The organism is Arthrobacter sp. UYEF20 (assembly GCF_040546335.1).
Classification (GTDB): Bacteria; Actinomycetota; Actinomycetes; order Actinomycetales; family Micrococcaceae; genus Arthrobacter.
The window spans coordinates 56,979-77,782 of sequence record NZ_JBEPNP010000013.1 but is presented as its reverse complement, the minus strand read 5'-3'; the positions used below and the strand labels follow the sequence as shown (position 1 = coordinate 77,782).

Annotated in this window: 18 protein-coding genes; 15 read left to right on the top strand and 3 right to left on the bottom strand. The window is 68.4% G+C overall.

Going from position 1 to position 20,804, the window contains the following annotated elements; translation table 11 throughout:
• Nucleotides 1–34: 34 nt before the first annotated feature.
• The 10 genes from dxr to ABIB26_RS15075 all read left to right on the top strand — a co-directional run bounded on the left by dxr (nt 35) and on the right by ABIB26_RS15075 (nt 11,321).
• On the top strand, nt 35–1,219 hold the full coding sequence (gene dxr / locus ABIB26_RS15120; RefSeq protein WP_354244694.1) for a 1-deoxy-D-xylulose-5-phosphate reductoisomerase: 1,185 nt from the start codon (nt 35–37) through the stop codon (nt 1,217–1,219).
• Nucleotides 1,220–1,256: 37 nt separating this feature from the next.
• The gene (locus ABIB26_RS15115; RefSeq protein ID WP_354244691.1) at nt 1,257–2,588 is read left to right on the top strand and encodes a M50 family metallopeptidase; all 1,332 of its coding nucleotides are present in this window, start codon (nt 1,257–1,259) and stop codon (nt 2,586–2,588) included.
• A gap of 402 nt (nt 2,589–2,990) precedes the next feature.
• Nucleotides 2,991–3,755, top strand: a complete 765-nt coding sequence (locus ABIB26_RS15110; RefSeq protein WP_354244688.1) for a MarR family transcriptional regulator — start codon at nt 2,991–2,993, stop codon at nt 3,753–3,755.
• Nucleotides 3,752–4,306 carry a hypothetical protein gene (locus ABIB26_RS15105; RefSeq protein WP_354244685.1) on the top strand — a complete coding sequence of 185 codons (555 nt, stop codon included), beginning with the start codon at nt 3,752–3,754 and terminating at the stop codon, nt 4,304–4,306. Before ABIB26_RS15110 ends, ABIB26_RS15105 begins: the two co-directional genes overlap by 4 nt.
• A gap of 117 nt (nt 4,307–4,423) precedes the next feature.
• Nucleotides 4,424–4,717: a YciI family protein gene (locus ABIB26_RS15100; protein WP_354244682.1), complete on the top strand. Its 294-nt coding sequence runs from the start codon at nt 4,424–4,426 to the stop codon at nt 4,715–4,717.
• A gap of 49 nt (nt 4,718–4,766) precedes the next feature.
• Entirely contained in the window at nt 4,767–5,933 is a 1,167-nt protein-coding gene (gene ispG / locus ABIB26_RS15095) for a flavodoxin-dependent (E)-4-hydroxy-3-methylbut-2-enyl-diphosphate synthase (RefSeq protein WP_354244679.1), read from the top strand.
• The gene (locus tag ABIB26_RS15090; RefSeq protein WP_354244854.1) at nt 5,896–6,783 is read left to right on the top strand and encodes a GNAT family N-acetyltransferase; all 888 of its coding nucleotides are present in this window, start codon (nt 5,896–5,898) and stop codon (nt 6,781–6,783) included. Before ispG ends, ABIB26_RS15090 begins: the two co-directional genes overlap by 38 nt.
• A gap of 369 nt (nt 6,784–7,152) precedes the next feature.
• The gene (locus ABIB26_RS15085; protein WP_354244677.1) at nt 7,153–8,964 is read left to right on the top strand and encodes a proline--tRNA ligase; all 1,812 of its coding nucleotides are present in this window, start codon (nt 7,153–7,155) and stop codon (nt 8,962–8,964) included.
• A gap of 21 nt (nt 8,965–8,985) precedes the next feature.
• Nucleotides 8,986–9,780, top strand: coding sequence for a sulfite exporter TauE/SafE family protein (locus ABIB26_RS15080; protein WP_354244674.1), 795 nt, complete (start codon nt 8,986–8,988; stop codon nt 9,778–9,780).
• Nucleotides 9,781–9,887: 107 nt separating this feature from the next.
• Nucleotides 9,888–11,321, top strand: a complete 1,434-nt coding sequence (locus ABIB26_RS15075) for a pyridoxal phosphate-dependent decarboxylase family protein (RefSeq protein ID WP_354244672.1) — start codon at nt 9,888–9,890, stop codon at nt 11,319–11,321.
• Here ABIB26_RS15075 and ABIB26_RS15070 read toward each other — a convergent pair.
• The 3 genes from ABIB26_RS15070 to ABIB26_RS15060 all read right to left on the bottom strand — a co-directional run bounded on the left by ABIB26_RS15070 (nt 11,318) and on the right by ABIB26_RS15060 (nt 14,602).
• Nucleotides 11,318–12,409 (bottom strand): aminoglycoside phosphotransferase family protein, encoded by a 1,092-nt coding sequence (locus tag ABIB26_RS15070; protein WP_354244670.1) that lies wholly within the window; start codon nt 12,407–12,409, stop codon nt 11,318–11,320. The genes ABIB26_RS15075 and ABIB26_RS15070 overlap by 4 nt on opposite strands.
• 88 nt (nt 12,410–12,497) lie before the next feature.
• Nucleotides 12,498–13,229: a VIT1/CCC1 transporter family protein gene (locus ABIB26_RS15065; protein WP_354244667.1), complete on the bottom strand. Its 732-nt coding sequence runs from the start codon at nt 13,227–13,229 to the stop codon at nt 12,498–12,500.
• 200 nt (nt 13,230–13,429) lie between these two features.
• Complete coding sequence (locus ABIB26_RS15060) at nt 13,430–14,602, bottom strand: ferritin-like domain-containing protein (protein ID WP_354244664.1); 1,173 nt, start codon at nt 14,600–14,602, stop codon at nt 13,430–13,432.
• Between the two features lie 105 nt (nt 14,603–14,707).
• Between ABIB26_RS15060 and rimP the strand changes: the two genes are divergently transcribed.
• The 5 genes from rimP to rbfA all read left to right on the top strand — a co-directional run bounded on the left by rimP (nt 14,708) and on the right by rbfA (nt 20,710).
• Nucleotides 14,708–15,325 carry a ribosome maturation factor RimP gene (gene rimP / locus ABIB26_RS15055; RefSeq protein ID WP_354244661.1) on the top strand — a complete coding sequence of 206 codons (618 nt, stop codon included), beginning with the start codon at nt 14,708–14,710 and terminating at the stop codon, nt 15,323–15,325.
• On the top strand, nt 15,325–16,305 hold the full coding sequence (gene nusA / locus ABIB26_RS15050) for a transcription termination factor NusA (RefSeq protein WP_354244658.1): 981 nt from the start codon (nt 15,325–15,327) through the stop codon (nt 16,303–16,305). The genes rimP and nusA overlap by 1 nt, the downstream gene beginning before the upstream one ends.
• A gap of 77 nt (nt 16,306–16,382) precedes the next feature.
• Nucleotides 16,383–16,868, top strand: a complete 486-nt coding sequence (locus ABIB26_RS15045; protein ID WP_354244656.1) for a YlxR family protein — start codon at nt 16,383–16,385, stop codon at nt 16,866–16,868.
• Nucleotides 16,869–17,020: 152 nt separating this feature from the next.
• The gene (gene infB, locus ABIB26_RS15040; RefSeq protein WP_354244654.1) at nt 17,021–19,957 is read left to right on the top strand and encodes a translation initiation factor IF-2; all 2,937 of its coding nucleotides are present in this window, start codon (nt 17,021–17,023) and stop codon (nt 19,955–19,957) included.
• A gap of 243 nt (nt 19,958–20,200) precedes the next feature.
• A complete protein-coding gene (rbfA, locus tag ABIB26_RS15035; RefSeq protein WP_354244652.1) occupies nt 20,201–20,710 on the top strand; it encodes a 30S ribosome-binding factor RbfA in 510 nt (169 codons plus the stop codon).
• Nucleotides 20,711–20,804 lie beyond the last annotated feature (94 nt).

Below are 20,804 nucleotides of genomic sequence, written 5' to 3'. Positions count from 1 at the left end.
CCCGTAGGAATGGGCCGTGCGGGATACTTAAACCATGCAGCCGCGCAAGATCGTCCTCCTCGGGTCCACCGGTTCCATCGGCAGGCAGGCGATTGACGTCGTCGACGGCGCCCCGCACCGTTTCGAGGTCGTGGCGCTCAGTGCGGGCGGCGGCAACCTGGAACTCCTGGCCGAACAGGCCGTGCACACCCGCGCCCACGCGATCGGCGTCGCGTCCGGCGACGCCTCCGTGCTGCAAAAGCTGATCGACGACGCCGCCCGCGCGGCCGGCGTCACAAGCTACGGCCCGGACATCATCACGGGCCCGGATGCCGCCACCCGGATCGCGGAGATCGACGCCGACGTTGTGCTCAACGGCATCACCGGCTCCATCGGCCTTGCGCCCACCCTCGCCGCACTCAAATCGGGCGCAACCCTGGCCCTGGCCAACAAGGAATCCCTGATTGTGGGCGGCGCCCTCGTCAAGGCCGCGGCGCGCGAAGGCCAGATTGTTCCGGTGGATTCGGAGCACTCCGCGATCGCCCAGTGCCTGCGCTCCGGCACGGCCGCCGAGGTGGACCGGCTGGTCCTCACCGCCTCCGGCGGGCCGTTCCGCGGCAAGACCCGCGAGGAGCTGCAGGGCGTCTCACCGCGGGAAGCCCTCGCACATCCCACCTGGGACATGGGTCTCATGGTCACCACCAACTCCGCCAGCCTGGTCAACAAGGGCCTGGAAGTGATCGAGGCGCACCTGCTCTTCGACATCCCGCTGGAGAGGATCGACGTCGTGGTCCATCCGCAGTCCGTGGTGCATTCCATGGTCCAGTTCATCGACGGCTCCACCATCGCCCAGGCCTCCCCGCCGGACATGCGCCTGCCCATCGCCCTGGGCCTCGGCTGGCCGGACCGCGTTCCCCGGGCCGCCCAGGCCTGCGACTGGACCCGGGCCACCAACTGGACGTTCGAGCCGCTGGACACCGTGGCCTTCCCCGCCGTCGGGCTGGCCAAGGACGCGGCCAGGCGGGGGAGCACCTACCCGGCCGTCTTCAACGCCGCGAATGAGGAGGCGGTGATGGCCTTCCACGCGGGCCGGATCCGCTTCACCGACATTGTCGATACCATCGAAGCCGTACTCAGCGAACACACAGGGTCCTCCGGGCTGACGGTGGAGTCCGTGCTGGAAGCTGAGAGATGGGCACGCGCCCGCACCCACGAACGTTTAGCCGTCAGAAGCGTCTGAACAGTTGAGAAGCGTCTAGGAAGCAGCAGATCAAAGCATGAGCCCCGTCCTCCTCTTTATCCTCGGTGTCGTCTTTGTGGCGATCGGCATCGCCGTGTCCATTGCCCTGCACGAGGTGGGACACCTGCTGCCGGCCAAGCTGTTCAAGGTCCGCGTCACCAAGTACATGATCGGCTTCGGGCCCACGCTCTGGTCGCGGAAGACGGGCGAGACCGAATACGGTTTCAAGGCCATCCCGCTGGGCGGCTTCGTGTCCATGATCGGCATGTACCCGCCGAACAAGGAGGACGGCACGGTGCGGCCCTCCAGCACCGGCATGTTCCAGTCGCTCGCCAGCGACGCCCGCTCCATGGCCCACGAGGAAGTGGGCCCCGAGGATGAGAACCGGGTCTTCTACCGGCTCCCGGTCTGGAAGAAGATCATCATCATGCTCGGCGGTCCGGCCATGAACCTGCTGATCGGCGTCGTGCTCACGGCCGTGCTGCTGATGGGATTCGGCGTCGCCACGCAGACCACCGCCATCGCCGATGTCTCCAAATGCCAGGTCAAGGCCGGCGAGACCGTGGACCCGAACTCTGCCGACTGCAAGCCCACGCCCGCCGCGGCCGCGGGGCTCAAGCCGAACGACGTCATTACCTCCTTCGACGGCAAGTCCGTGACCAGCTGGGACGAACTCACCGGCTGGATCCGCTCCTCCGCGGGCAAGCAGGTCAGCGTTACGGTGCAGCGCGACGGCGGCCCCGTCACCACCACTGTGACCCCGGTGCTGTCCGCGCGGCCGGTCATCGGCGACGACGGCCGGCAGGCCAAGGACGCCGACGGGAAGCTGCAGTACCAGGACGTCGGCTTCCTGGGCATCGGCGCGCAGACCGCGCTCGTGCAGCAGCCGGCCTCGGCGGTGCTGCCGATGGCGGGCGAGAACATCAAGCAGATCGCCGGCGTCGTGGTGAACCTCCCGGCGCGGGTGGCCGGCGTGGCGAAGGCGGCCTTCAGCGAAGAGCCGCGCGACCCCAACGGACCCATCAGTGTGGTGGGCGTGGGCCGGGTGGCCGGTGAGGTCGCCGCGATGGAGCAGGTGCCGCTGCAGTCCAGGATCGGCGCCCTGGTGGGCCTGCTGGCCGGACTGAACTTCGCCCTGGCCGTCTTCAACCTGATCCCGCTGTTGCCGCTCGACGGCGGCCATGTGGCGGGCGCGCTGTATGAGGGCGCCCGGCGCAGGATCGCCAAGCTGTTCGGCCGTCCGGATCCCGGTGCCTTCGACATCGCCAAGCTGCTGCCGGTGACCTATGTGGTGGCGGTGCTGCTGATGGGCATGGGCGCCCTGCTGATCTACGCGGACATCGTCAAGCCGGTCAACCTCTTCGGCTAGCGGGCCCGCCGGCCGGCTGACCTGATCGTGACCCTGACCCTGACCACCGCTAAACAAGGCCTCAAACCCCAGCCTGCGATCCGGGCCGGCTTTGGCCTGCGGACCGGGGGCACATAGGGGCTTTGCTGCGATCCGTGCCGGCTTTGCCCCGGTCCGGGGGCACTTTGCCGCAGTCCGGCGTCGAAATGGACGAGGGCGCCCGGCGTTTCGTGTCAAAGTGCCCCCGGAGGGCGCCGGGTCCGCCCCCGGAAGCCCCCGCCGTCCCGCCTGCCCAGCTTGCCCAGGTGTGATTGCGGGCGAACCGGATTACGGTGATTAGTCATTATCAGCTTATTCTAGCTGATTATTGGTAATCAGTTGAAAATGATTGATTCTGAAAGATCAGCCCCTTAGGGTGGGGCTATGTACGTGATGACCATCGACCAGCGCGGCAGTACTTCCGACGCCGACCGCGTGCCCGGGCTCCTCGTGGAACTGGCGGCACTGTCCAGCGCCGGGGGTTTCGAGCGCTCGGTCGGTGACGAAGTCCAGGGAGTCGTGGAGCGTCCGGACGAGGTCGTGGAGATCGCCCAGCATGCCCTGCGCAGCGGCCGCTGGTACGTCGGGATCGGCGTGGGGGCGGTGGACCTTCCGCTGCCGGCCAGCCCGCGCGAAGGGTCCGGCCCGGCCTTCGTCGCGGCCCGGCTTGCGGTGGAAAGGGCCAAGGGCGCGGCGGCCCATGTGCCGCTCGCCGTCGTCTCCGGCGGCGCCGGCAGGGGAGGGGCCGCGCGGTCACCGGAAGCATCCGCGGGGGCGAGGGCCTGCGCCAATGCCGAGGCGGTGCTGCGGCTGATCGGGCGGCTGGTCCAGGACCGGACCGAGGCGCAGTGGAGGGTGCTCGATGTGCTCCGCTCTGTCCGGCACGGCCATTCCGGCACCCGTGGCACCCAGAAAATCGCGGCCCGAACACTCGGAATCACGGAACAATCGGTGAGCCGCGCACTCCTGCGGTCCGGCTGGCAGGAAGAATGGGCCGCGAGGCCGGCCGCCGAAATGCTGCTGTCCCTCGCCCACGGACTGATAACCGGGACGGATGACGCCGCCGCCCAGTCCAAGGACAACGGCGCCGGGGACAACGGCGCCGGGGACACCCGCACTAAGGAAACCAGCGCAGAAGGAGACAGGTGAACGCCCTCTGGATCACCCTGGCCCTGCTCACGGCTGGTTTCGTTGGCTGGCCGGTCACCGCGCTGGTCTTCCGGCTCGCCCGGACCATCGACGACCGCGCCGACGCCGGCGCACATGCCGCCGGCTCTGACGCCGTCGGCTCTGATCCCGCCAGTGCGGAAGCTGCCGTTGAGGATCCCGCCGCGGACACCACCACCGACGTCGCGAACCCCCAGTCGGCCCCTCAACCGGCAGCGGACGCCGCCGCGGCCGCCGCGGACGCAGCAGATGCCGCAGCACACGCGGCAGCACACGCCGCCGCGGTCAACAGCTCCCGCATCCTGCGCGGTGGAGCGATTATCGGCGTCCTGGAACGGCTGGCGGTCTGCGTCGCGGTCCTGGCGGGCCAGCCGGTCGCCATTGCCTACGTCGTCGCCATCAAGGGGCTGGGCCGCTTCGCCGAACTGAAGGAGACGCCGGTCGCAGCCGAGAGATTCATCATCGGAACCCTTACGTCCATGCTGTGGGCGGCCGGCATTGCCGCCCTGGCGAAGCTGCTTTTCCTCGGCTGATCCCGAGCCGGCCGGTCGCCGGCTGATCACGAGCCGGCCGGTCGAGCAGTGCAGTCCGAGCCTCGCCTGGCCGGCCGCCGGATGGGTACCTGGCCGCCGGGGCGATAGTGTATCCGTATGACTGTTTTTGCTGTTGAGTACGTGTACGACGCCGAATCCTCCGAAGCCCGTGACGCCAGCCGCCCCGCGCACCGCGAATGGACCGCTGGACTGGCGCAGGAGGGCGCGCTGCTCGCCAGCGGACCCTACGGCGACGGCGCCGGTGCGCTCCTCATCTTCAAGGCGGCCGATGAAACGGCACTGAACGAGATCCTCAAGCAGGATCCGTACGCCGCCGCCGGCGCCATTTCCGGAACCCGCACCACCGTCTGGGCACCCCTGACCGGCCTGCTGGCCAGCCACGCCGCCTAGCCCGTCCCCGCAAACCGCCCATCGATCCTTCGATCTACAAGGAGTCCATGTGACCTCGGTCAGCCTGGGAATGCCGTCAGCACCGCCCCCCGTTCTTGCTCCCCGTCGGAAGACCCGCCAGATCAAGGTGGGCTCGGTCGGCGTGGGCTCGGATTCCCCCATCAGCGTCCAGTCGATGACCACCACGCCCACCACCGACATCAACGCGACGCTGCAGCAGATCGCCGAACTTACCGCCTCCGGCTGTGACATCGTGCGCGTTGCCTGCCCGTCTGCCGACGACGCCGAGGCCCTGCCGATCATCGCCCGCAAATCCCAGATCCCCGTGATCGCGGACATCCACTTCCAGCCGAAATACGTCTTCGCAGCCATTGAAGCCGGCTGCGCCGCCGTGCGCGTCAACCCCGGCAACATCCGCAAGTTCGACGACCAGGTCAAGGAAATCGCCCGCGCCGCCAAGGACCACGGCACCTCCATCCGGATCGGCATCAACGCAGGATCGCTGGAGCCGGGCATCCTCAAGAAGTACGGCAAGGCCACTCCGGAAGCCCTCGTGGAGTCCGCCGTCTGGGAAGCCTCGCTGTTCGAGGAACACGGCTTTTACGACTTCAAGATTTCGGTCAAGCACAATGACCCGGTCATCATGGTGGCCGCCTACGAAATGCTCGCCGAAAAAGGCGACTGGCCGCTGCACCTCGGCGTCACCGAGGCGGGCCCCGCCTTCCAGGGCACCATCAAGTCAGCCACCGCCTTCGGGGCCCTGCTCTCGCGCGGCATCGGGGACACCATCCGGGTCTCCCTATCCGCGCCGCCGGTCGAGGAGATCAAGGTGGGCAACCAGATCCTGCAGTCGCTCAACCTGCGCCCGCGCAAGCTCGAGATCGTCTCCTGCCCCTCCTGCGGCCGCGCCCAGGTGGATGTGTACACGCTCGCCGAGCAGGTCACGGCAGGGCTGGAAGGCATGGAGATTCCGCTGCGCGTTGCCGTCATGGGCTGCGTCGTGAACGGCCCCGGTGAAGCACGCGAGGCCGACCTCGGTGTGGCCTCGGGCAACGGCAAGGGCCAGATCTTTGTGCGTGGCGAGGTCATCAAGACTGTCCCCGAGGACCAGATTGTTGAGACACTGATCGAAGAGGCCATGCGTATCGCTGAAGAGATGGGGGAGGCCGGTGGCGAAGATGCTGTCAAGGGTAGCCCCGTGGTTAGCGTCTCGTAGGGACGGCGCCGGCTCCGGCGTCGCAGTCCGTGCCCTGAACGGCCCGGACACGTCACAATTGCGGGACCTGGCGGGGCAGGACGCCGTCGCCAACGTCTTCATGCTCTCGCACCTGGAAACCGCCGGCACGGCAGCTCCCACGGCCGGCGGAGCCAGCATCCTCGGCGTGTTCGACGGCGCCACCCTGGTGGGTGCCTGCTGGGCCGGCGCCAACCTGGTGCCGGTGCAGCTTGACCCGGAATTCGCCGGCCTCGTGGCGATGGCCGCGCACAGCACCGGGCGCCGCTACGCCTCCATCTTCGGTCCGGCCGAGACCGTGATGGCCCTCTATTCCGGCCTGGAACGGCTAGGCCAACCCGCGCACGAGGTCCGGGACGACCAGCCGCTGATGACCATTTCCGGGCCTCCGGCCGTCCCGCCGAACCCTGCCCTGAGCTTCGGCCAGCTCGCGGATTTCGACAGGATCCTGCCCGCCTGCGCGGCGATGTTCGAGGAGGAAGTGGGCTATTCGCCGTATCTCGGCGGCCGGGAGTATTACAGCCGCCGGGTGAGGGGCCTGATCCGGCAGGGACATTCCCTGGTCCATCTGGACCCGGACGGCGAGGTTGTCTTCAAGGCCGAGCTTGGCGCGGTGACGCCCGGCGTAAGCCAGGTCCAAGGGGTCTGGATGAACCCGGCCTTCCGCGGGCTGGGTCAGAGCGCCGGCTACATGGCCGCCGTCGTGGTCCTGGCCCAGACGCTTGCCCCGGTGACCAGCCTCTACGTCAACGGCTTCAACACCCGGGCCCGTGCCACCTACGAGCGCGTGGGCTTCCGGCAGGTGGGCACCTTCGCAACCGTTCTCTTCTAGGACGAGCCACCGGCACGGGCGCGTCCGAAAATAACCGGATGCGGACTCTTGTTTTAGGCCCGGAAGTCACATAGGTTTTACCTAGCCGTGTCGCAAGGGCACGTGCGGCCCGCGGGAGAACCCCGGGGCTGTAAATGCCTTCAAGGGCAACACAAAAGTAGCTCACAGCCGGAGATCTGGCGGCGTTGGGGGCCGCAGAGCCACGCCATGACGGGATGACCAGCCGGAGACGGCCAGGGGCTTCCAGCTGTGATGGCGTGGCTCTTCCGTGTCCGGGCTGACGGTAGATTAGTACCTAGACGCTTTTACTCAGTTCTACCCGGTTTTACTGGGTTTTCCCGGCACCTCCCAGAAACGGATACTCCTCCAGTGGTCCTTCGACTCTCCAAGCTGTTCCTGCGCACCCTGCGTGAAGACCCCGCCGACGCCGAAGTGGCCAGCCACCGGCTCCTCGTCCGGGCCGGCTACATCCGCCGCGCCGCGCCCGGCATCTACACCTGGCTGCCGCTCGGGCTGAGCGTGCTGCGCAAGGTGGAGCAGGTCATCCGCGAGGAAATGACGGCCATCGGCGCCCAGGAAGTCCACTTCCCCGCACTGCTGCCCAAGGAGCCCTACGAGGTAACCAACCGCTGGACCGAGTACGGCGAGGGGATCTTCCGGCTCAAGGACCGCAAGGGCAACGACTACCTGCTCGCCCCGACGCACGAGGAAATGTTCACCCTGCTGGTCAAGGACCTGTATTCCTCGTACAAGGACCTGCCGCTGAGCATCTACCAGATCCAGAACAAGTACCGCGACGAGGCACGCCCCCGGGCAGGCCTGCTGCGCGGCCGCGAATTCATCATGAAGGACTCCTACTCCTTCGACGTCGACGACGCCGGCCTGGACGCCAGCTACGCCGCGCACCGCGGCGCCTACCTGAAGATCTTCGGGCGCCTCGGCCTCGAGGTGATCCCGGTTGCCGCCACGGCCGGCGCCATGGGCGGCTCCAAGAGCGAGGAATTCCTGCACCCCACCGAGATCGGCGAGGACACCTTCGTGCGCTCCGCGGGCGGCTATGCGGCCAACGTCGAGGCCGTCACCACCGTGGTCCCCGCGGACATCGACTTCAGCGACGCCCCGGCCGCGGAAGTCCGGGACACCCCGGACACCCCGACGATCGACACCCTGGTCGACGCCGCCAACCACCTCGTTCCCCGTGTCGAGTCCGACGGCGGCGCCTGGACTGCCGCCGACACGCTCAAGAACGTCGTGCTCGCCGTGACGCTGCCGACCGGCGAACGCCAGATCGTCGTCATCGGGCTGCCGGGCGACCGCGGCGTCGACCTCAAGCGGGTGGAAGCGAACATCGGTTCCTTCCTGCCGATCGCCGGCGAGATCACGCTGGAGGCTGCCAACGACGAAGACCTCAAGAAGCGGCCGCTCATCGTCAAGGGCTACCTCGGCCCGGGTCTGTCCCTGGACGCGCCCCTGCTGGGCACCGAGGGCGCGGCCAAGCTGCTCTACCTCGTGGATCCCCGCGTCGTCAGCGGCTCCGGCTGGGTCACCGGCGCCAACGAGGCCGGCAAGCACGTGTTCGGGCTGGTCGCGGGCCGCGACTTCGGCTGGGACGGCGTGATCGAGTGCACCGACGTTCGTGCCGGCGACGAGGCCCCCGACGGGTCCGGACCGCTGGAAACGGCGCGGGGCATCGAAATGGGACACATCTTCCAGCTCGGCCGGAAGTACGCCGCGGCGCTTGACCTCAAGGTCCTGGACCAGAACGGCAAGCAGGTGGTCGTCACCATGGGCTCCTACGGCGTCGGGGTCACCCGCGCCGTCGCCGCCCTGGCCGAATCCAACCACGACGACAGGGGCCTGGTCTGGCCGCGCGCCGTCGCACCGGCCGATGTCCACGTGGTGGCCGTGGGCCGCGGCGAGGAAATCTTCGCAGCCGCGGAAAAGCTGTCCCTCGACCTCGAAGCCGCCGGCCTGGACGTCATCTATGACGACCGCCCCAAGGTGTCCCCGGGGGTGAAGTTCGGCGACGCCGAACTCGTCGGCGTGCCCACCATCCTCGCCGTAGGGCGCGGACTCGTGGACGGGGTGGTGGAGATCAAGGACCGCCGCAGCGGCAATGCCGAAAACATCGCCGTTGAGAAGGCCGTTGACTACGTGGTCAACGCCGTCCGCAACAGCTAACGCGCTTTCCTAGGCAGCGGCGTGGTCTCGGGACTGGAGTCGATCGAACTCAGTACCCTCATCCTGATCGTGGTGGCCGGCTTCGCCGCAGGCTGGGTGGACGCCGTCGTGGGCGGCGGCGGACTGATCCAGCTCCCGGCGATGCTGCTGGTGCCGGGCATCAGCCCGGTGCAGGCGCTGGCCACCAACAAGATGGGATCGATCTTCGGCACCACCACCAGTGCCGTGACCTATTACGGCCGGGTCCGGCCGGACCTGCGCACCGCCGTGCCCATGGCGGTGATCGCGCTGGCCGGCAGCTTCGGCGGGGCGGTGCTCGCGGCCACCCTGCCGGCCAGCGTGTTCAAGCCGATCATCGTCGCCGCGCTCGTCGCCGTCGCCCTGTTCACGGCCTTTCGCCCGAACGTGGGGGAGCTGACCAGGCTGCGGCATGACGGGCACCGGCACTACGTGGTGGCCTGCCTGATCGGCGGCGTGATCGGCTTCTACGACGGCCTGATCGGCCCGGGCACGGGCTCGTTCCTGATCATCGCGCTGGTCTCGGCGATGGGCTATGCCTTCCTGGAGGCGAGCGCCAAGGCCAAGATCGTGAACATGGCCACCAACGCCGGCGCCCTGCTGTTCTTCCTGCCCCACGGCGCCGTCTTGTGGGGCCTCGGGCTGGTGCTCGGCGCGGCGAATATGGCCGGCGGCTACCTGGGCGCACGGACGGCGGTCAAGCAGGGGAGCAAGTTCATCCGGATCGTGTTCCTTGTGGTGGTCGGGGCCCTCATCCTCAAGCTCGGTTCCGATATCTGGCAGGACTCTTTCGCATAGCACCCGCTCCCGCCGGCCGGTCCCCGGGGGCACCTTCCCGGATGGACCGCGGAGACTCCCCGGACAGTACCCTCCCCGAACAGGGGCCGTCGGCGTAGCATGCACCTATGTCAGCACCTGAAGAACGCTACAGCGATGCCCTGGCGGCCGCGGTCCGGCATGCACGTTCCTGGCTCGAAAGCCAGGAAACACGGCACGTAGGCCCGCGCGTCACAGCGTCCGAGCTGGCGGCCGACTTCGGCGGTCCGCTGCCCCGGCAGGGAATGCCGGCCGCGGAGGTGGTGGACTACCTGGCCAGGAAGGCCGAACCCGGCCTGATGGCGATGCCCTCCGGACGGTTCTTCGGCTGGGTCATCGGCGGCACCCTGCCGGCGGCCCTGGCCGCGGACTGGCTGGTCAGCGCCTGGGACCAGAACGCCGGACTGCGTTTCGCCACTCCCGCGACGGCCGCCATCGAGGAAGCCGCCGGCCAGTGGCTGCTGGAGCTGCTGGGGCTTCCGGAACAGTCCGGCGTCGGCTTCGCCACCGGTGCCACGATGGCGAACTTCACCGGCCTGGCCGCGGCACGGTGGCGCCTGATGGCCGACGCCGGCTGGGACCTCGACGGCGGCGGCCTCTCCGGGGCGCCCCGGATCCACTGCTTCGTCGGGCAGGAACGGCACGACACCATCGACCTTGGCCTGCGGTACCTGGGCCTGGGGCGGCCCACGGTGGTTCCCGCGGACCGGCAGGGCCGCATTGACGCGGCGGAACTGGACTGCGCCCTGGACAGCGTCCGTAATAAAGCCTCGGCCGGTGCGGGCGGAACCGGGCCGGCGCCGCTGCTGGTCTGCCTGCAGGCCGGAAACCTGCATTCCGGAGCCTTCGATCCCTTCCTGGAGGCGGTCGCCGTCGCAAAAGCGCACGGCGCCTGGGTGCATGTGGACGGTGCGTTCGGACTCTGGGCCGCCGCCGTGCCGGAACTCTCAGCCCTGACCGCCGGGTTGGAAGGGGCCGATTCGTGGGGCACGGACGCGCACAAGACCCTCAACGTCCCGTACGACTGCGGGATCGCGGTGGTCCGGGACTCCCATGCGCTGCGTTCTGCCATGGGCCTGCACACCAGCTACCTGATCCAGGACACGGACGGCGCCGCGGACCCGTTCGAGACCGTTCCGGAGCTGTCCCGCCGGGCCCGCGGGGTGCCGGTCTGGGCGGCGCTGAAGTCACTGGGCCGGGACGGCGCCGCCAACCAGGTCCGTGGGCTCGTGCGCTGCGCCTCGCAACTGGCGGAGCGGCTATCGGCGCTGGACGGCGTCGAGGTGCTTAACGACGTCGGCTACACCCAGGTCTCGCTGGCCTTCGGCGACGACGCCACGACCCGCGCGGTGACGGCACGGATCATCGGCGACGGCCGGGTCTGGATGTCCGGTTCGCGCTGGCAGGACCGGGACATCCTGCGGATTTCCGTCAGCAACTGGAGCACGGACGACGCCGATGTGACGGTCGCCGTCGACGCTGTCCGGGACGCCGTGGCCGCGGTGGCCGGGCACGCCAGTTAGCCGGCCGCTTCCCCGGGTCCCGGCAGGTCGGCGGCTGCGGGCAGTTCCGGCAGGGTGCGTCCGGCGAGCGTGCTGGCCACCCAGAGCGAGCGGGCCAGGTCCCCTTCGTGGCGGGGCTTCGAGGCGTACCAGAGGGCGTTGTCCACTTCGCGGGCCAGGCTCCACTGGCGGGCAATTTCGGCGTCGAGGCCTGCGGCGGCGCTGAAGTCCCGGCAGCGCTCCAGCAGTCCCCGTTCCGGATCCGCCCGTGACAGCTCGGGAATCCGGTTCCACAGCAGCGGGGCGACCGCGAATTCCGCCTCGCCGATCATGGGCTGCGGATCGATCGCGGCGTAGCTTTCCGGGTTGGAAACTTCCGCACCGTCCGCATCCTGCGGCCAGTTCGGGCCGGCCGGGCTGCCGGGACGGGCCAGGATATTTAGGTAGTGCAGGTCGGTGTGGACCAGCACATCCTTCCCCGAGCGGCGGCCGACGGCGCCGCGGGTCTGGCACACCTCGAGTGCCGCCTCCAGCAGCCAGCGCGGGAACGGGCGGCCCAGTTGCTCCCAGGTCTCGGGCAGCTCATCGCTCCATTGCTCGGCCCGGGCCGCAATATGGTCGAATTCCTGCCACTCCGGCCGGCCGGCTGGCGTCAGGTCGGGCACCAGGCTGAGCCGGCGCACCACGGCTCCCCAGACGGGAACGGCCGCATCAAGGGGAACGTCCTGCAGGGAGCGGGCGGCGTCCAGGCGCTCCAGCAGCAGCGCCCCGGCATCGGCGTCGGATGCCAGCAGCCGGACGGCGCCGTCCCCGCCCCACAAGGTGAGCGCGTGCCGTTCCACGAGCGCCTCGTCGTGCGGATAGGCGATTTTCAGGACGACAGCTTCCCGCATCCCGCTGTCGGTCTCTCGACGCCGGACCGGCACCACGATGGCCCCGTGTCCGGTCCACGGCAGGGCGCCCGGCGCAAGGTCCAGCACCAGGTGCCACTGGTCCAGGCAGCGGTTGACCAGCCCGGGGAGCGAGGCCAGCCAGTCGCGGCCGGTGGCGCTGACGCCGTAGCGGCGGGAGAGATCGGGCGGGATCGGGATATCTGCAGGCTGCCTCATCGGGTCCAGCGTAGTTGCTGGGAATGTGCCGCATACCGTCTGGACGCCGAATCTGGGTGCCGGATGGCGGGCCCGCCGCCGAAGGGCCTTAGCCGATAGCGACACCGCTTGCACCGAGCAGGTTGCCGATCAGGAAGGTCGCGACCAGCGCCAAGGCACCGCCGGCCACCACGCGCCCGGCGGCCTTCAGTTGCGAGCCGCCGCCAATCCAGGCGCCCAGGGCACCCGTCGCGGCCAGGGCCACGAGGACGGCCACGAAGGTCAGCGGCACGCGGATATTTTCCGGGGGAAGCAGGATCGCCAGCATGGGCAGGATCGCGCCGGCCAGGAACGCGACGGCGGACGCAAACGCGGCATGCCAGGGGCTCACGATGTCTGTCTCGTCGATGTTCAGTTCAGCGGAGAGGTGGGCGCCGAGGGCGTCGTGGGCGGTGAGTTCCCTGGCGACAGTGCGTGCCGTGTCGGCGCTGAGGCCCTTGCCCTGGTAGATCGCGGCGAGCTCCTCGAGCTCTTCCTCGGGCTCCTCCAGCAACTCCCGGCGTTCCTTTTCGATCAGGGCCCGCTGGCTGTCCTTCTGGCTGCTGACGGAGACGTATTCGCCCAGGGCCATGGAGATCGCACCGCCCACCACGCCGGCGGTGCCGGCGACCAGGATGGGTCCGGAGTCCGTGGTGACGCCGGCGACGCCGACTACGATGGCGGCGACCGAGACGATTCCGTCATTGGCGCCCAGCACACCGGCACGAAGCCAATTGAGGCGGTGGGCGAGGTCGTTGTGGTGCGGCTCGTTCTCATGAAGTGTGGGTGCGCGGCTGTCCATGATTACAGCAAAGCACCGGCGCCGTCAGCTGGCCAGTAGTGCGAGGCTAAGAAAACTAAGCCCAGGCTGGGTCCGACGCCCGCTTCGCTTGCCACGCGCCGCCCGCCGCGGGGCCGGGCGGGGGCACTTTGACACGGACTCGCCGCGTTCTGACCGGTCATCGCCATTTTGGGGGCTCAAAGTAGCCCCGGACGGTGCAGTCACCCTGCCTGCGAGCGAACCGGGCTGGACGACGGAGGAAGTTCCGGGAGGGTCGGGAAGGCGTCCGGGTCTGCCGCCAGGCCGGGCACGGGCCCGGGCTCAGCGCCCCACAGCACGGCCCGGCGGGCGGCGCCCACGAAAGCGGAGAGGGCCCATTGCCTGGTTTCTCCCTCGCTCAGGGCCACCAGATCGGCGTAGACGGGCAGTGCGGCGGTTTCAAGTCCGGCGAGTCCGGCGGCGGGCGAGGCCAGGAAGGACGGCGCCAAGGCATAGCCGGCCTCCCTCGGCGGAGGGGAAACACAGTGGCTGCGGCTCAGGGATTCCGCGCCGCTGACAAGCGCTTCGTGGCGGGCCAGCTGTTCAGCCGCCGATTTCGCCGCGTCGCCGCCCAGCCTGGTCAGGGCAAGCTGATAGCCGTAGATGCTTTGGAGTTCTGTCCGCACTGCCGCTTCAAGCGCCGCCTGAATCGTCGCCTCGATCACCGGGCCGCCGTCCGCAGCGCTCGTGCGGGCCGGCGAGGCCGATGCCGGTGCCGATGGGCTGGGGCAGGCTCCGGTCAATTGTGGTGGCGCCGGGTCCGCCTGCGGGGGTGCCGGGGCGCCGGAGGCCGCCGCGAGCGAGGACGCCTGAAGAAGCTGCGCGGTCCCGACGGCGGCCAGTAGCCGGGCCATGCCGCCGTCGGCCACGGCAGCGTCAGCGATCCGTTCGGAGCCGCTGCCGGCGAGGGCGGCGGCCAGCCCGGCGGCTGTGTCCGGCAGGGGAGCCGCCGCGGACGACGGGTCTCCGGTTGGGGAAGGGGTTGACTGCGAGGACCGGGTTGACTGCACGGACGGGGTAATCAGCGCAGACTGGCCGGGGGCCAGCAGCGCCCGGGCCTGGCTTGTCAGCAACGTCACAGTCCGCGAAAGGGAGGACTGGCCGGCGCCCGATGCGGAGTTGCCGAGCTGCTCGCCGGCTGCCCGGAGGCGCAGGGTTTCGGACAGTGCCGCAGCCCGCGCCCGCACGGAAAACGGCGGTTCCCCGGGCGCTTTGGGGCTCCGGGGAATCAAAGCCACGCCGAGGCTGACCACCACCACGGCGATGCACGCCAAGAGGGCCCAGCGGGGAAGAGACCGGGGCAGGAACCGCGGAGTGAGCCCGCGCCAACGCTTTTCCCTGGTGTCGTCTTTCACAACAGACCATGTTGTCATGCCGGCCGGGAACTCCGTGCACCAAGGTGCCCGGAAAATCGCTAGGCTAGTACACACAACATCATCTAGCGGGAGGCGGCCGGCATCATGACCAACGCAGAAGCCACGACTTCAACAGACCGGACCGGGACGGGGAAGGCTGAAGCCGCACCCGCTCAGAATTTGGAGGCCGAGCGTCTTCGCGCCCTCCTCGAACCCGCAGTCCTGGCAAACCGCCTGTACCTTGAAGACGTTTCCATCCACGTCGCCGGCGCCAACCGGGTGGTCCACGTAGTGGTGGACCTGCCCCAGGCAGAGACCGGCGGCGTCACCCTCGACGTCATCGCCGAGATTTCCAGGACCCTCTCGGACGTCCTGGACAACGATCCCAGCACGGATGCCCGCCCGTACGAGCTCGAGGTCTCATCGCCCGGCGTCGGGCGTGCCCTCGCCGAGGAGCGGCACTGGCACCGCGCCCGCGGGCGGATGGTCACGGTCAAAGTCCTGCAGGGCGAAAACGTCACCGGCAGGATCCAGTCCGTCGACGACGGCGGCGTCACCCTGGTCCCGGAAATCGCCGTCAAGAAGGGCATGAAGCCCAAGCAGGGCGAGCCGGTCAAAATTCCTTTCGACAGGATCCGCAGCGGAAAAGTCGAGATAGAGTTCAGCCACCTCGAAGAGGGCGGGCTGGAAGACGCAAACAATGGACCTTCTGAGGAGGCCTGATGGATATTGACATGAGCGCACTAAGACTCCTGGAGCGTGAGCGTGAAATCCCGCTGGACCTCCTGATCCCGACCATCGAGCAGGCCCTGCTGGTGGCCTATCACAAGACCCCGGGGGCCTTCGAGAAGGCACGCGCCGAGCTGGACCGCAAGAGCGGCCACGTGACCATCTGGGCCACCGAGATCGACGACGACGGCGCCCCGATCGGCGAGTTCGAGGACACCCCCGCGGGCTTTGGCCGCATTGCCGCAAGCACCGCACGGCAGATCATCCTGCAGCGTCTGCGCGATGCTGAGGATGACAACGTCCTCGGCCAGTTCAAGGGCCGTGAAGGCGAACTCGTGGCCGGAACCATCCAGCAGGGCAACAACCCCCACATGATCCAGGTCAACCTCGGCACAGTGGAGGCGCTGCTCCCGCCGCCCGAGCAGGTTCCGGGGGAGAAGTACATCCACGGCAACCGGCTCCGCGCCTTCGTGATCGACGTCCACCGCGGCACCAAGGGCCCCTCCATCACGCTGTCCCGCTCGCACCCCGGGCTCGTCCGGAAGCTCTTCGAACTGGAAGTTCCGGAGATCGCGGACCGTTCCGTCGAGATCGTCGCCCTGGCCCGCGAAGCCGGTCACCGCACCAAGATTGCCGTCAAGGCGCACACCCCGGGCATCAATGCCAAGGGCGCCTGCATCGGTGAAATGGGTTCCCGCGTCCGGGCTGTCATGACCGAGCTGAACGACGAGAAGATCGATATCGTCGACTACAGCGATGACCCGGCCAGCTTCATCGCCAGCGCGCTGTCGCCGTCACGGGTGAATTCCGTCACGATCATGGACGAGGCGACCCGCTCCGCCCGCGTCGTCGTCCCTGACTACCAGCTCTCCCTCGCCATCGGCAAGGAAGGCCAGAACGCGCGGCTCGCCGCCAAGCTCACCGGCTGGCGGATCGACATCGTCTCCGACGCCGTCGTCAACCGCGACAAATAGGCCGCACAACCGGCCCGCCCGGCAGCGCCGGCGTCCCTCAGGTTCGGGGCCCGGGCGCCGGAGGGGCTAGAATAGACATGACCGCGCCTAAGGGCCGGTGTCCGCGTGCCCTCAGCGCATCCGGGTTTTCGCTTGGCAAAGTGGTAGTTTCCAGACACTTCGCCGGGCGGGCTCCGGATTCCACGGCAGGCAGACAGGTACTGGCAGGAAGATACTCGGACGTGGCACAAGTGCAACACCTCGGGAATCAGCCGCAGCGCACCTGCATCGGATGCCGACAAAAAGGCTCGCGGTCTGAGTTACTCCGGCTCGTCTCCGGCGGCAGCGGTTCATCCGCCGTCGTAGTGGATGAACGACGCCGGATGGCTGGCCGGGGTGCATGGCTGCACCCCAGCGAAAAGTGCCTGGCACTGGCGGTCAAACGTCGAGCGTTCGGACGCGCCCTCACCGGCGTAACCGGTACAGCCGACGTCGAGCGCCGGATCATGGCAGACACGAAAGCCGTGGACACCCCGGTGGCCGCAGCAACAACCGTCCAACCTGAAAGCGGGTCAGAAAACTGATGGAAACCCGATGAGTTCCCAGCGATGAGTGCGCAACGATGACAACTTTGTTGCGCTTTGCAATGGGCCTTTCAGCTGCACCCGCGGCGGAGGCCCGCATTAAGAAGTAGACGGTTCGTGCCTGGCTCGGTGCGGACCGAGACAGGAGAAATGTGGCCAAGGTCCGCGTACATGAGCTTGCTAAAGAGCTCGGTATTACTTCCAAAGATGCAGTAACCAAACTGCAGGAACTGGGCGAATTCGTTCGCTCTGCCTCTTCCACCATTGAGGCCCCCGTTGTGCGGAAACTGCGCAACGCCTTCCCCGCCGCGGCAGCTTCGAAGTCCGAAGCGCCCGCGTCCGCCCCCAAGGCACCCGCCAGTCCCTCGGCAACCCGTCCGGCGCCTGCGCCGGCTGCGCCCGGTGCCCCGGCGCAGGCAGCAGCAACCACGTCCGAAGCCCCGGCTCCGGCAGCAGCTGCCCCGGCACCCGCCGCCGCACCGGCTGCCCCCGCACCGGCTGCGGCCAGCGCTGCACCGGCAGCGCCCGCCGCACCGGCGGCACCCGCTGCCCAGGCTCCGGCCGCCCCGGCCGCTCCGTCGACGGGCATCAAGCCCGGCGCGCGGCCTGCCCCGAAGGCTGAGGCTCCGGCTGCTCCGGCACGCCAGGGCTCGGCACCCCGTCCGGGCGGCCCCCGTCCCGGCAACAACCCCTTCGCCACGTCCCAGGGCATGCCCCGGGGCCGCGGCGGCGACAACGATCGTCCCTCGCGTCCGGGCAACAACCCGTTCGCTCCTTCGCAGGGCATGCCGCGTCCGGGCGGAAGCCGCACCGAGGGCGAACGCCCCGGCGGCCCGCGTCCCGCAGCAGGCGCCGGCGGTCCCCGTCCGGGTGCCCCCCGCACCGGTGGCGCTCCGGGTGCACGCCCGGGTGCTCCGCGTCCGGCCGGCGCTCCCGGCGCTGGCCGTCCGGCAGGCGCCGGCGGAAACCGTCCCACTCCCGGCATGATGCCCAACCGCACCGAACGTCCCGCACCGGCCGGTGCAGGCCGTCCCGGCGGCGGCGCACGCGGTCCGGGCCGTCCGGGTGGCGCTCCAGGTACCGGTGCTCCCGGTGCCGGTGGCGGCGCTCCGGCCGGCGGTGGCTTCGGCAAGGGTGGCCGCGGTCGCGGTGGCACCCAGGGTGCATTCGGTAAGGGCGGCGCAGGCCGTGGCAAGCAGCGCAAGTCGAAGCGTGCCAAGCGCCAGGAACTCGAGCAGATGAGTGCTCCGTCGCTGGGCGGCGTGAGCGTACCCCGCGGCGACGGCAACACCGTAGTCCGGCTTCGCCGTGGCTCGTCCATCACGGACTTTGCCGACAAGATCGAGGCGAACCCCGCAGCACTGGTGACCGTGCTCTTCCACCTCGGCGAAATGGCCACGGCCACGCAGTCGCTGGATGAAGAGACCTTCGCACTGCTCGGCGAGGAGCTTGGCTACAAGCTCCAGGTCGTGTCCCCGGAGGATGAGGAGCGCGAGCTGCTCTCCGGCTTCGACATTGACTTCGAAGCCGAGCTGGAAGCCGAAGGCGATGAAGACCTCGAGGCACGTCCTCCGGTTGTCACCGTCATGGGTCACGTTGACCACGGTAAGACCCGACTGCTGGATGCCATCCGCAAGTCCGACGTCATGGCCGGCGAGCACGGCGGCATCACGCAGCACATCGGTGCCTACCAGGTCAGCCACGAGCACGAAGGCATCGATCGCAAGATCACCTTCATCGACACTCCGGGCCACGAGGCGTTCACCGCCATGCGTGCCCGTGGTGCGAAGGTCACCGACATCGCCATCCTGGTGGTCGCAGCGGACGACGGCGTGATGCCGCAGACCGTTGAGGCCCTCAACCACGCACAGGCGGCCAACGTGCCGATCGTCGTGGCTGTGAACAAGATCGACAAGGAAGGCGCCAACCCGGAGAAGGTCCGCGGCCAGCTGACCGAGTACGGACTGGTTCCGGAAGAGTACGGTGGCGACACCATGTTCGTGGAGGTCTCTGCCCGCCAGAACCTCAACATCGACGAGCTGCTCGAGGCTGTCCTGCTCACCGCAGACGCTGCCCTCGACATGCGCGCCAACCCGAACAAGGATGCCCGCGGTATCGCGATTGAAGCCAACCTGGACAAGGGCCGCGGTTCCGTGGCCACGGTCCTGGTTCAGTCCGGCACCCTGCACGTCGGCGACACCATCGTGGCAGGCACGGCCCACGGCCGTGTCCGTGCGATGTTCGACGACGACGGCAGCGTCCTGACCGAGGCCGGCCCGTCCCGCCCCGTGCAGGTCCTGGGTCTGTCCAACGTCCCGCGCGCCGGTGACACCTTCTTCGTGACCGCTGACGAGCGCACCGCCCGTCAGATCGCCGAGAAGCGTGAAACCGCCGACCGCAACGCCGCCCTGGCCAAGCGCCGCAAGCGCATCAGCCTGGAAGACTTCGACCAGGCCGTCGCCGAAGGCAAGATCGACACCCTCAACCTCATCCTCAAGGGTGACGTGTCCGGTGCCGTGGAAGCCCTCGAAGACGCGCTGCTCAAGATCGACGTCGGCGAGGGCGTCCAGCTGCGCATCATCCACCGCGGTGTGGGTGCGATCACGCAGAACGACGTCAACCTGGCAACGGTCGACAGCGCCGTCATCATCGGCTTCAACGTCAAGCCCGCCGAGCGTGTTGCCGAACTGGCAGACCGCGAAGGCGTGGACATGCGCTTCTACTCCGTCATCTACGCAGCAATCGATGACATTGAGATGGCCCTCAAGGGCATGCTCAAGCCGGAGTACGAAGAGATCCAGCTTGGCACCGCCGAGGTCCGCGAAGTGTTCCGTTCCTCCAAGTTCGGCAACATTGCAGGCTCGATCGTTCGCTCGGGTGTCATCCGACGCAACGCCAAGGCCCGCATCAGCCGCGACGGCAAGGTCATCGGTGACAACCTCGCCGTTGAGACGCTCAAGCGCTTCAAGGACGACGCCACCGAGGTCCGCACGGACTTCGAGTGTGGTATCGGCCTTGGCTCGTTCAACGACATCAACGAGGGTGACATCATCGAGACCTTCGAGATGCGCGAAAAGCCGCGCGTCTAGGTTGGTTTAGCGTTACAGGTGCGGGGCCGTTGGATTTTTCCGGCGGCCCCGCCCCTTCGCCGGACGGTTTCGATCTTCGATCGAACCCGCCCGGCTCCGACAGGCCCGATGCCACTCCCTGGCCGCCGGAAAAAATCCAACGGGAGTCCGTCGTAGACTCGCCTTAGGCGCGTGGCAATTAACCCAACGTGTGTACGCCAGCTGTTAACGCGCCGTCGTACATCCAAATTTTTAGGAGTGGAAATGGCTGATCCCGCACGGGCTGCCAAATTGGCGCAGCGGATTAAGGTTGTTGTTGCCGAGGCCCTGGGCCGCAGGGTCAAGGATCCGCGGCTTGAGGGTATTACTGTCACGGACGCGCGTGTGACCAACGATCTGCAGCACGCCACGATCTACTACACGGTGTTTGGTGACGAGCTGGTCCAGGCCGAGGCTGCCAAGGGGCTGGAGAAGGCCAAGGGTGTGCTCCGGCAGGAAGTCGGACGCAACATCACTGTCCGGTTGACCCCCACCCTGGAGTTCGTGGCTGACCAGATTCCGGTCAACGCCTCCAACCTGGAGGAACTGCTCCGGGCCGCGAAGAAGCGCGACGCCGAAGTGGCCGCGTTGGCCGCGAGCGCAACCCACGCCGGCGACGCCGATCCCTACAAGAGCGATACGCCCGAGGACGTGGAGCTCGACGAGGACGACTTCGACGAAGAGGACATCGACCTCACGCCAGACAGCGATCTGGACGAGGACAGCAACAAGTAGTCCCGAACACCGCAGTTTCCCGAACAGCGCAGTGTCCTAACAGCGCAGTGAAATGGCCGGACCCGGCGAGGGTCCGGCCATTGCTGCGTCCGGA